The sequence below is a fragment of the Caballeronia sp. genome (genome assembly GCF_028292365.1).
GTDB lineage: Bacteria > Pseudomonadota > Gammaproteobacteria > Burkholderiales > Burkholderiaceae > Caballeronia.
Map to the genome: position 1 here is coordinate 1 of NZ_JAQGMM010000669.1, position 11,629 is coordinate 11,629.

Sequence of the window (11,629 nt, forward strand, 5' to 3'; positions counted from 1 at the left end):
TCGTGGAACCGGGAGCTCGAGCCGACCGGCATTCGCGATCAGCTGGCGGAGGCCGACAAGCCTGGACGCAATTACGGCGATGGTTTCATCGAGCAGCACTGGCTTGCGTTCAAGCGCATTGGCGAGCGCATCGTGTCGCATCGGGCGACCCGTGCGCCGGGTTCGGATTCGGACGCAGCCGCCGTTTAGGCCGCCGTGCTTGATCAAAATCGGCTCGTTCAGGAGCTCCTGTCTGAGCGTATGTATTTTGTTTGAACCTGCTCAGTTTGTAGCGTCTCAGTCCTCTTCGCCGGCTTCCAGCCGGCGAAGTCGTTTTGACTGGCAGCGTTAGCCGAACGGACGAGCAGCGCGCCATGCACTCAGTGGTTTATCCTGTCTTCTTTCCCTTTCAGACGACCTTTGCATGAATGACTTGCTGCGTTCGTTCGTGCGCGCGCTCGCGAACGCTTTTCACCCGAGGATGCTGTGGCTGACGTTCATGCCGTTCGCTGTGGCGACCGTTGCATGGGGCGCCCTCCTGTGGTTTTTCTGGCAAACGCTGACAGGCGCCGCGCGTAACTGGCTTGATGGCTGGGCACTCACTTCCGCCATGTACCGCTTGTTCGATTCGATCGGATTTTCGTCCCTACATGCGGTAATTGCGCCGTTTTTTATCGTGATCATGGCGATTCCGTTGATCGTCGTGACCATTTTGTTGCTCATTGCGACGCTTTCAATGCCTTCGGTGATCAAGCTGCTGACGCGGCGTCAGTACGCGTCGCTTGAAATGCGACGCGGGGGCTCCTGGTACGGGAGTCTTGGGCATTCAGTGATCACCACGGTCGTGTGTCTCGTGCTGCTGGTCGTGACATTGCCGCTGTGGCTGATCCCGCCGTTTTTCGCGATCATTCCGCCTGTTCTGTGGGGCTGGCTGACTTATCGCGTCATGACTTACGACGCGTTAGCGTTGCACGCTAGCGCGGAGGAGCGCCGGACTATCGTGCGTCGTGCGCGCTGGCCGTTGTTCGGGATCGGCGTGATCAGCGGGCTGCTGGGATCGTTGCCGACCATGCTTTGGGCGTGGTCGGTCTGGCTGTTGCCGTTGTTTCCGGTCGTCGCGGCGGCAACTATCTGGATCTACGCATTCATCCTCGTTTTTTCGGCGCTTTGGTTCGCGCACTATTGCCTGCATGCGCTGGAGCGCTTGCGGACGGAAACTACTGCTGTGTCGCCTCCGCTGAGCGGTCCCGGCGCACCGGCCGAGTTTCGAATTTCCGGCTAATTTCAAGATCAGGGAGCATTCATGGGCTTTGGCATGATCATCATTGGTGACGAGATATTGTCCGGTCGAAGGACCGACAAGCATCTACCAAAAGTTATCGAATTGTTGTCAGCGAGGGGATTGTCGCTGGAGTGGGCGGAATATATTGGCGACGATCGCGAGCGCATCACGGCTACGCTCAAGCGCGCGTTCGCGTCGGGCGATGTCGTATTTTCAACGGGTGGGATTGGTGCCACGCCCGACGACCACACGCGTCAATGTGCGGCTGCGGCGCTCGGAGTGCCGCTTGAGTTGCATCCGGAAGCGGCGGAACTGATCCGGGCGCGGATCAGGGAAACGGCGGGCGACAAGCCGGTGGATCTTGACCTGCCGGAGAACCTGCATCGGTTGAACATGGGCACGTTCCCGAAGGGCGCGAGCATTATTCCGAACAGCTATAACCGAATCCCTGGTTTTTCGGTCGGGAACATCCATTTCGTGCCTGGCTTTCCTGTCATGGCATGGCCAATGATTGAATGGGTGCTGGACACTAAATATGCGGACCTCCATCACGCAACGCCTTATGTAGAGCGTTCGGTGCTTGTCTTCGGGTTGCCGGAATCGCGTATCGCGCCGCTGATGGAGTCAATCGAACACGATTTCGCCGGAGTGCGTGTCTTCAGCCTGCCAAGCGTCGGCGACGCGGCGCGAGGGGAGGTCTTCGGGCGCGCTCACATTGATCTCGGGGTCAAAGGCGAGCCCGAAGCAGCGAATGCCGCTTTCTCCCGGTTGCGCGAAGGCGTGGCCGCGCTCGGTGGCGAGATAGTGGAGATCGAACCGGGCGCAGCGGCCTAAGCCACGAATTCGCCCCAGCATCCGGAGGACCTAAGCGCCGATCCAGGGCAGGCCGCGAAAGCACCAGCCGGAAACGGTTTTGCGGTGACCCTGTCCGTCCTTGTCGCCCTCGAAACCTTCGAGCAGGTCGAAGGCCTTCGTGAAACCCTCCTTCTTAGCCAGGACCGCGGCCAGTTTCGAACGCGCGGCGCTGCGGCAGAGGAACAGGACGGGGGTGTCAGGCGAGGCCACCTCGCGCAATTGCTCCATGAACGCCGTGTTCGGGACAGAGCCCGGGTACTGAATCCACTCCACGTGCGAGTACTGTGCGGTGTCAATGGCCGGCCGCCCAACCCAATCGAGCTCGGCCCGTGTGCGCACGTCGACCAGGCGAACGGATGGGTCGAGTTGAAGAAGTTCGAAAGCTTCGGCGGGCAGAATGGCGCCTGCGTAAGGCAACTGGTTTTGATCGGCGCGAAGTGTGGCCTGGGCGTATAACTGCTCGAGCGTGCTCATGAATGAGGTCTCCAATCGGACATTTTAATCAGGCATTCTAGCTCGCTGCCAGTGCTTCGATCACCGTGGCTGGGTGAGGCGTCAGAACGCATCGGACTGGTGCGAAGCGTTTGAATTGCCCCGAATCAGTGCTAACGTTATGGGTCTCAGTTTCGAATGCACCGAATATGTGCGCAACTAAGAGATTTTGATCGAGTAAGCCCCTTGAAGGGTGGTGGTGCTTCCCCGAAAAAGCGCGCAGCTTCAACTGCTTAGCGCAACAATGGTGCACTTGGCATGGAAGCTGCTTTTGACTCTGCCGATGGTTTCGAATCGGTTAGGCGGCGAATTGAGTTCGTCGACTTTTGTTAATCAGGAGATAGGTAATGAGCAAATCCGTGGCCGACGTCATGCAACTCGTCAAGGACGAGGACGTCAAGTTTGTCGATTTCCGTTTCACGGACACGCGCGGTAAAGAACAACACGTTTCGGTGCCGGTTTCGGCATTCGACGAAGACAAGTTTGAAAGCGGCCACGCTTTCGATGGTTCGTCTATCGCCGGCTGGAAGGGCATCGAAGCGTCGGACATGCTGCTGATCCCGGATGCGGATACCGCCTTCATCGACCCGTTCTATGAAGAGTCGACGCTCGTGATGTCCTGCGACGTGGTGGAACCGGCAGATGGCAAAGGTTATGAACGCGATCCGCGCTCGCTGGCAAAGCGCGCTGAAGCCTACCTGAAGAGCTCGGGTCTGGGCGACGCCGCTTTCTTCGGTCCGGAACCTGAATTCTTCATTTTCGACTCGGTTCGCTGGAGCGCAGATCAGTCGGGCTGCTTCGTCAAGATCGGTTCGGAAGAAGCACCGTGGTCCTCGTCGATGGAATTCGAAGGCGGCAACACAGGTCATCGTCCGGGCACGAAGGGCGGTTATTTCCCGGTTGCTCCGGTCGACACATTCCAGGACATCCGTTCGGAAATGTGCCTGTTGCTCGAGCAAATCGGTATTCCGGTTGAAGTGCACCACCACGAAGTGGCGGGCCAGGGCCAGAACGAAATCGGCACGAAGTTCTCGACGCTGGTTCAACGCGCCGACTGGACGCAACAGCTCAAGTACATCGTCCATAACGTAGCGCACACGTACGGCAAGACGGCGACGTTCATGCCGAAGCCGATCGTGGGCGACAATGGTTCGGGCATGCACGTTCACCAGTCGATCTGGAAGGACGGCAAGAACTTGTTCGCCGGCGACGGATATGCAGGTCTGTCGGAATTCGCGTTGTTCTACATCGGCGGCATTATCAAGCATGCTCGCGCGTTGAACGCGATCACGAACCCGTCGACAAACTCGTACAAGCGTCTCGTGCCGCACTTCGAAGCACCGGTCAAGCTCGCTTACTCGGCGAAGAACCGTTCGGCTTCAATCCGCATTCCGCACGTATCGAACCCGAAGGGCCGCCGTATCGAAACGCGTTTCCCGGATCCGATGGCGAACCCGTACCTGTGCTTCTCGGCACTGATGATGGCCGGTCTGGATGGCGTGCAGAACAAGATCCACCCGGGCGAAGCAGCCGATAAGAACCTGTACGACCTGCCGCCGGAAGAGGATGCAAAGATCCCGACCGTGTGTGCCGGCCTCGACGAAGCGCTGGACGCGCTCAACGCTGACCGTGAGTTCCTGACGGTTGGCGGCGTGTTCACCGACTCCATGCTGGACGCGTATATCGAACTGAAGACGAATGAACTGCAGCGCTATCGCCAGGCTGTGCATCCGATCGAGTTCGAAATGTACTACTCGCTGTAAAGCGCGTTGCACGGCGCACGTACTTCTTCGTTTGCTGTCTTGCGGAGAAGTGCGTTGCATGACGCGAAGCAGGAGTATCGGAGGATCAAAAAAGGGACGGCGTGCCGTCCCTTTTTTTAATCGCCGGCACTTCTCCTGACAAGTTTCAAGACGGGGTTTTATAGACGGGGTCTCACTGCACGATGGTTCTCAAGAATCTCATCAAGGCGAGAAAGAGTCCTCCCGACAATTCGTTGTCCGACGACGCTGCGCTCGTCGCCACACATTTGCTGCCGGGCATGGAAGCGCTGCCCACGGTTGTGCTTGTGCTCGACAAGTTGAGCCTCAAGATCGCTTTCGCGAATCCGTCGGCGGAAGCCATGCTCGAGCGTTCGCGCAAGCAACTGGCTCAAACGTCATGGCCCGAACTATTCGCCAATGCGGACGAGCTGGTGACGACCATTGCGTCGATTGCGGATCATCGTTTCAACGCAACGCATCTCGACGCCGTGCTCGAACGTCCCGGCCGCGAGCCGCTGCATGTTCACGCGATTGTGGCGTATCTGGAAGTCGCACCGAATTACGTGCTGCTCGAGCTATTCGAAAACGAACGGCATTTGAAGACTGACCGCGAAGAGCGTATTCACGATCTGACCGCGGTCAACAAGCAACTGATTCGCAACCTCGCGCATGAGATCAAGAATCCGCTTGGCGGCATTCGAGGCGCAGCGCAGTTGCTCGAGTTCGAGCTGGGCGCGCGTGAACGCGATGAGTTGCGGGAATACACGCAGGTGATCATCAAGGAATCGGATCGCCTGCAAACCCTGGTGGACCGGTTGCTCGAGCCGCACCGGCATCCGCATATTGTTGGCGACGTGAATATTCACGAAGTATGCGAGCGCGTGCGCGCTGTGATTCTCGCCGAGTTTCCGCGTGGCCTCACGCTTGATCGCGATTACGACGTGAGTGTGCCCGATTTGCGTGGCGATAAAGAGCAGCTTATTCAGGCATTGCTCAATATCGTGCGCAACGCGGCGGAAGCGCTGCGCGAACGCATCTCACAAGGCGATGCGCGTATCGAGTTGCGTACGCGTATTGCGCGCAAAGTGACAATCGGCAAGCGCCTGCACAAACTGGCACTGGACTTGCATATCACTGACAACGGTCCCGGTATCCCGGAAGAGATACGCGACCGGATTTTCTATCCGCTTGTGTCCGAGCGGGAAGATGGCAGTGGACTGGGCCTTACGCTCGCACAGACTTTCGTGCAGCAGCACGATGGGTTGATCGAGGTGGAAAGCAAGCCGGGTTGCACCGAGTTCACCATCTTGTTGCCGTTCGAAGGCTGATCGGACACCGATGAAGGATCGAAGCACCGAGGTATGTGGAGTTAAGGATCGATCACGAGGGTTCATCGACATTTTTGAAAAGCGCTAGTGCGCCTGACCGTTTCGACGGGCTTATACCGAACCACACGAAGACATCTCGCCGAACTATATGAAGCCGATCTGGATAGTAGACGATGACCAATCCATCCGCTGGGTGCTTGAAAAAGCGCTCGCAAGAGAGAACTTCGCTACGCGCAGTTTTTCCGGCGTCCGGGACGCGCTGACCGCGCTCGAACAGGAGAGTCCGCAAGTACTTGTGTCCGACATCCGCATGCCGGGCGGTTCGGGACTCGAATTGCTGCAAACCGTGCGCGACAAGCTGCCCGGTTTGCCGGTCATCATCATGACGGCGTTCTCCGATCTCGACAGCGCGGTGGCTGCGTTCCAGGGCGGTGCGTTCGAGTACCTGGCGAAGCCGTTCGATGTCGACAAGGCGGTTGAACTGATCCGTCGTGCTGTCGATGAAAGCATGCGCGGTGAAGCAGCCTACGACAATAGCGTCACCGAAACGCCCGAGATGCTCGGGCAGGCGCCGGCGATGCAGGACATGTTTCGCGCAATTGGCCGTCTGTCACATTCAGCCGCCACTGTGCTCATCACGGGCGAATCAGGCACCGGAAAGGAGCTTGTCGCGCGTGCGCTGCACCGACATAGCCCGCGCGCGAACGGCCCGTTCATTGCATTGAACACCGCCGCGATCCCAAAGGACCTGCTTGAGTCGGAGTTGTTCGGTCACGAGCGCGGTGCGTTCACGGGTGCGCAGGCGATGCGGCAGGGGCGCTTCGAGCAAGCTGAAAACGGTACGCTGTTTCTCGATGAAATCGGCGATATGCCGTTTGATCTGCAGACGCGCCTGTTGCGTGTGTTATCCGATGGGCAGTTTTATCGCGTAGGTGGCCACAACCCGCTGAAGGCGAACGTTCGGGTGATCGCGGCGACTCATCAGAACCTTGAATCCCGTGTGCGGCAAGGATTGTTTCGGGAGGACTTGTATCACCGGCTCAACGTAATTCGCTTGCGCTTGCCTGCGTTGCGCGAGCGCAGTGAAGACATTCCGTTACTCACGCGGCATTTCCTGCAGAAAAGCGCGCGTGATCTGGGCGTTGAGCCGAAGCGCGTGTCGGAAGATGCGCTTGGGTTTTTGGCATCGCTGCCGTTTCCCGGCAACGTACGGCAACTCGAAAACCTGTGTAACTGGCTGACCGTGATGGCGCCAGCGCAAACGATTGAGCAAAAGGATTTGCCGCCGGATCTCACGCCGACTCAGGAATATGCCGGTGAGAGCACAGCGTTGACAGCCTCGGTGGCGGAAATTGGCGGCGGGTCAAATTCGGCGCTTTCTGGCGGTGCCGGCGGTTTGCCTGCTTCGCTTGGTACGCCGCCTGCGGGCGTTCCTGCGAGCGTTTGGGAAAACGGCTTGCGGACCGAGGTCGCACGATTACTGCGCGAGAATACCGCCGATGTCATGGACGAACTCGCGCGCCGCTTTGAAGCTGCGGTGATTCGCGAGGCGCTGGACTTCACGCGCGGCCGGAAAGTGGAAGCGGCCGAGCGGCTGGGGATCGGCCGCAATACGATCACACGCAAGATTCAGGAGTTGCACCTGGACGCTTGAGGTGAATGGTGGAGGGCGTCTGACGACGCCCTCACCGCGGTTCTGCGGATGTGGTTTATAGACGCATGACTTGAGAGAGCGGCCTCAAGGCTTCACGCCTCGCGTTCCAGGCAAGGCACAACGTAGTCGCCTACGCGCTTGGCAAAGGTTTCGCGTTAACGCACCGCTGCTAGCCATTCCCTACATGGCTAATCGTCGCGATCACCGGTGCGTGATCCGACGGCTGTTCCCACTTCCGCGGCACTTTGTCCACTTCGCACGCGGTACATCGCGCAGCGAGTTCCGCTGTGACCAGAATGTGATCGATGCGCAGTCCCGCGTTACGACGGAACCCGAGCATTCGATAATCCCACCACGTATAAAGCTTCTCGGGCTGCTCGAACATGCGGAAGGTGTCCGTGAGTCCGAGTTCGATCAACTGCACGAAATGCGCGCGCTCTTCGGGTGAGACAAGGTTCTGGCCTTCCCACGCTTTCGGGTCGTGGACGTCGCGATCTTCCGGTGCGATGTTGTAGTCGCCGAGAAGCGCGAGTTTCGGATACGTCTTCATCTCGCGTTCGATCCAGTCGCGCAGTGCCTCGAGCCAGCGCATCTTGTAGGCGAACTTTTCCGTCCCCGGCGCCTGGCCGTTGGGGAAATAGGCCGAGATGATCCGCACGCCTTCGACGGTCGCGGCAATCACGCGTTGCTGCGGATCCTCGAACGCGGGAATGTTGCGTACGATCGTGGTCTCGTCGACCGTCAGGCTGTCGCGTACCAGAATTCCGACACCGTTATAGGTCTTCTGACCGGCGAACCAGCTTCTGTAGCCAACGGCCGCGAGTTCGGCGACGGGGAATTTATCGTCGGTGAGCTTGAGTTCCTGCAAGCACAACACGTCGACGCCGCTCGTTGCCAGCCAGTCGATCACATGCTGTTGGCGGACCTTGAGGGAGTTGACGTTCCAGGTGGCAATTTTCATTTGATTAGTGCGGAGATTGACTCTCGTCAGTGATGAGCCGTAGGCGTAAATTTGTAGCCGCAAATTTGTAGCCGCAAATACTAAGCCGTTTGTTGGCCGTTCGGCGTTATCGGCCCGATGGATTGACGCGTGGACGCAGCTTACCTGAGCCGCAGGTCATAAGCTCTCAACGGGAAGGGTGTCAATGATGCACCGGTACGGCGACGAGTTTTACTCCCAACGCAGCGGCAACTTTCTGGATGGTTTCAAATCGGGGTTTCGCGCCTTCAGCCAGCGACTTGTACAAGCTTTCACGTTGCACTCCGGCCTCGGAGGCAACTTTCGACATGCCGCGCGCTTTCACGATATCGGCAAGAGCCGACAAGAGGATGTCGGAGTCCCCCGACGCAAGCGCCTCGTTCAGATAGGCCGCGATGGCCTCTTCGCTATTGAGATAGTCGGATGCATCGAAAGTCGAAATGTGAGTCGAGTTCATTTCCGTTCCTGTCTGATTCGTTGCCACATGGCCTTCGCTCGAGCGATATCCGATATCTGCCCTTGCTTGCTTCCTCCGGCCAACAGTAGATAAACCGTCAAGCCGTCACGCGCGTAATAGACACGGTAGCCCGGGCCTGTGTGAATCCGCATTTCCCACACACTGCTGCCGACGTCATGACAATCACCGAAATTTCCCGGTGCGGCGCGTTTGATCCGAACCAGGATGGCGGCTCTTGCTAACACATCAGTCACGCCCAACAGCCAGACCGAAAAGTCGTGCGTTTGATTGATTGTGTTCGTCATGCGTGTGGATCCCAGATAGCGTTAAGTGGGATGCCTCGAAGAACTGTATCCTATTGGATACGAAAATTCAAGGCATCAATGGAATGTGGTGATTTGATCTTGATCGCACGCAAATCAGCATCGGAGTGACTCGAACGGTGCGACACACGGCCATCCTTCGGGCGTGTGGAGTGGTCAACTGTGATCGTTCGACGAAGCTTGCTGCAGTCGACCAGATGGCTAACGTCGCCAGCACACCGAAAATCGTGCTTTCTGTCCCGCTACAATCATCGAAACACTTGGAGAAAGGACAACCCCATGGACCTGATCATTCGACGCGCGGCGCTTGCGGATTCCCGCGATCTGATGGACATCGGAATCGAAGGAGGCCGTTTTGCTGCGATTGAATCGCATCTCGCGGCGAGCGCCCCTGAGGAAATCGATGCAGCGGGTTGCCTTGTCACCGCGCCGTTTGTCGATGCGCATTTCCACATGGACGCCACGCTGTCCTATGGTTTGCCGCGGGTGAACGCGTCGGGCACGCTGCTGGAGGGAATTGCGTTATGGGGTGAGCTGAAGCCAGAGTTGACACAGGAAGCACTGGTCGACCGGGCGATGCAGTATTGCGACTGGGCCGTCGCGCGTGGCCTGCTCGCGATTCGCTCGCACGTGGACGTTTGCGATCCGCGTCTGCTCGCCGTCGAAGCGCTGCTGGAAGTGAAGCGCCGCGTGAAGCCCTATCTGGACCTGCAACTCGTTGCGTTCCCACAGGACGGCATCTTGCGCAGCAAGGGCGCGCTCGAGAACCTAAAGCGTGCGATATCAATGGGCGTGGATGTGGTCGGCGGAATTCCACATTTCGAACGCACGATGGCCGATGGCGCCGAGTCCGTGCGCATTCTTTGCGAGTTCGCGGCGGAGAAAGGCCTGCGCGTGGACATGCATTGCGATGAGTCAGATGACCCCATGTCACGCCATATAGAAACTTTGGCGGCGGAAACGCATCGGTTGGGTTTACAGGGACGTGTCACCGGGTCGCATCTCACGTCAATGCATTCCATGGACAACTATTACGTGAGCAAGCTGATCCCGTTGATCCGCGATTCCGGCGTGGCCGCGATCGCGAACCCGCTGATCAACATCACGCTGCAAGGCCGCGCCGATACCTACCCAAAACGTCGAGGCATGACGCGCGTGCCGGAATTGATGGCAGCAGGAGTAGACGTAGCGTTCGGCCACGACTGTGTGATGGACCCGTGGTATAGCCTGGGCTCTGGCGACATGCTGGAAGTGGCGCACATGGGTTTGCACGTTGCGCAAATGACGGGCATTGACGCAATGCGTGCCGCGTTCGAAGCGGTGACAACAACGCCGGCGAAGATACTGGGTATCGAAGGGTACGGGATCGCCGTGGGGAACAACGCGGATTGCGTGGTCTTGGACGCGCGCGATCCGGTTGAAGCCATTCGATTGCGTGCAGCGCGAACGGCTGTGCTTCGTCGTGGCAAGGTGGTCAGTCGGGCGCCGGCCATGCGGGCGAATCTCAGCCTGGAAGGGCGGCCGGAGGAAGTGAGTTTCCGGCTGGATCGGTAAGACGAGCGGCCCGAATATGACCGCAAGAAAGCCGCATAAAAAAACCGTTCCAACTCGCGCTGGAACGGTCTTCTTCAATCATGCAAACAGCGTCGCCGCTGTCATAACCTCAATGCGCAGCCTCCGGCGACATGCCGTTATGCCGTAACAGCGCATCAATATTCGGTTCCCGTCCGCGGAATGCCTTGAACGAGTCCATCGCTGGCCGGCTACCGCCCACTTCAAGAATTTCGCGACGGTACCGAGTGCCAGTTGTCGCATCCAGCACCGATCCGCCGGCAAGCTTCGCGGCTTCTTCGAACGCCGCATACGCATCCGCCGACAGCACTTCCGCCCATTTGTAGCTGTAATACCCGGCGGCATACCCACCCGCGAAAATATGCGTGAAGGTATTGGTCCAGCGGGAGAAGGGTGCTTGCGGCACAACGTGGAAACGCTCGTTGATCTCGCGAGCGAAGTCGTTGACGTTGGTCGCGCCGGCCGGATCGTAGTCGCTGTGAAGCTGGATATCGAACATGGAGAGCACGATCTGGCGCAGCGTGCCCAGACCGCTCTGGAAGTTCTTCGCGGCCAGCATCTTGTAGAACAATTCGCGTGGCAACGTGGCGCCCGTGTCCACGTGGCCCGACATGTCCGTGAGCACGTCCCACTCCCAGCAGAAGTTCTCCATGAACTGTGACGGCAGTTCGACCGCATCCCACTCCACACCGTTAATTCCCGATACCCCGAGTTCATCGACACGCGTCAGCATGTGATGCAGGCCGTGCCCGAATTCGTGGAATAGCGTGATGACTTCGTCGTGCGTAAAGCACGCGGGCTTGCCGCCAACGGGCGCGGAGAAGTTGCACGTCAGATATGCGACGGGCGTCTGTACATCGCCTTCACGGCGTTTGTGCCGCGAGCGGGCGTCGTCCATCCAGGCGCCGCCGCGTTTGCCTTCGCGCGCGTACAGGTCCAGATAGA

Annotated in this window: 11 protein-coding genes and 1 pseudogene; 7 read left to right on the top strand and 5 right to left on the bottom strand. The window is 58.6% G+C overall.

What is annotated here, in order from left to right:
- From JWR14_RS38200 to JWR14_RS38210, 3 genes and pseudogenes are all read left to right on the top strand, one after another.
- Window positions 1–189 (top strand): annotated as a pseudogene (locus JWR14_RS38200) (fatty acid hydroxylase); the annotation flags it as partial.
- A 214-nt stretch (window positions 190–403) separates the two neighbouring features.
- Window positions 404–1,261: an EI24 domain-containing protein gene (locus tag JWR14_RS38205; RefSeq protein WP_299719982.1), complete on the top strand. Its 858-nt coding sequence runs from the start codon at window positions 404–406 to the stop codon at window positions 1,259–1,261.
- A gap of 21 nt (window positions 1,262–1,282) precedes the next feature.
- Window positions 1,283–2,095, top strand: coding sequence for a molybdopterin-binding protein (locus JWR14_RS38210; RefSeq protein WP_299719984.1), 813 nt, complete (start codon window positions 1,283–1,285; stop codon window positions 2,093–2,095).
- A 30-nt stretch (window positions 2,096–2,125) separates the two neighbouring features.
- Here the strand turns inward: JWR14_RS38210 and JWR14_RS38215 are convergent, their stop codons facing one another.
- Window positions 2,126–2,590: a rhodanese-like domain-containing protein gene (locus tag JWR14_RS38215; RefSeq protein ID WP_299719987.1), complete on the bottom strand. Its 465-nt coding sequence runs from the start codon at window positions 2,588–2,590 to the stop codon at window positions 2,126–2,128.
- Between the two features lie 365 nt (window positions 2,591–2,955).
- On the opposite strand from JWR14_RS38215, the gene glnA reads away from it, so the two are divergent.
- From glnA to ntrC, 3 genes are all read left to right on the top strand, one after another.
- Window positions 2,956–4,371 carry a type I glutamate--ammonia ligase gene (glnA, locus tag JWR14_RS38220; protein WP_299719989.1) on the top strand — a complete coding sequence of 472 codons (1,416 nt, stop codon included), beginning with the start codon at window positions 2,956–2,958 and terminating at the stop codon, window positions 4,369–4,371.
- A gap of 182 nt (window positions 4,372–4,553) precedes the next feature.
- Entirely contained in the window at window positions 4,554–5,699 is a 1,146-nt protein-coding gene (gene glnL / locus JWR14_RS38225) for a nitrogen regulation protein NR(II) (protein ID WP_299719991.1), read from the top strand.
- A gap of 148 nt (window positions 5,700–5,847) precedes the next feature.
- On the top strand, window positions 5,848–7,353 hold the full coding sequence (gene ntrC / locus JWR14_RS38230; RefSeq protein WP_299719993.1) for a nitrogen regulation protein NR(I): 1,506 nt from the start codon (window positions 5,848–5,850) through the stop codon (window positions 7,351–7,353).
- A 169-nt stretch (window positions 7,354–7,522) separates the two neighbouring features.
- Here ntrC and xth read toward each other — a convergent pair whose 3' ends face one another.
- From xth to JWR14_RS38245, 3 genes are all read right to left on the bottom strand, one after another.
- Window positions 7,523–8,314 carry an exodeoxyribonuclease III gene (gene xth, locus JWR14_RS38235; protein WP_299719995.1) on the bottom strand — a complete coding sequence of 264 codons (792 nt, stop codon included), beginning with the start codon at window positions 8,312–8,314 and terminating at the stop codon, window positions 7,523–7,525.
- Window positions 8,315–8,495: 181 nt separating this feature from the next.
- Window positions 8,496–8,789, bottom strand: coding sequence for an addiction module antidote protein (locus tag JWR14_RS38240; RefSeq protein ID WP_299719997.1), 294 nt, complete (start codon window positions 8,787–8,789; stop codon window positions 8,496–8,498).
- Window positions 8,786–9,094: a type II toxin-antitoxin system RelE/ParE family toxin gene (locus JWR14_RS38245; protein ID WP_299719999.1), complete on the bottom strand. Its 309-nt coding sequence runs from the start codon at window positions 9,092–9,094 to the stop codon at window positions 8,786–8,788. The genes JWR14_RS38240 and JWR14_RS38245 overlap by 4 nt, the downstream gene beginning before the upstream one ends.
- Before the next feature lie 297 nt (window positions 9,095–9,391).
- Between JWR14_RS38245 and JWR14_RS38250 the strand changes: the two genes are divergently transcribed.
- Entirely contained in the window at window positions 9,392–10,666 is a 1,275-nt protein-coding gene (locus JWR14_RS38250; protein ID WP_299720001.1) for an amidohydrolase family protein, read from the top strand.
- A 109-nt stretch (window positions 10,667–10,775) separates the two neighbouring features.
- Here JWR14_RS38250 and JWR14_RS38255 read toward each other — a convergent pair.
- Window positions 10,776–11,629 (bottom strand): M3 family metallopeptidase (locus tag JWR14_RS38255; protein ID WP_299720003.1); only part of this gene is annotated, 854 nt, incomplete at its 5' end.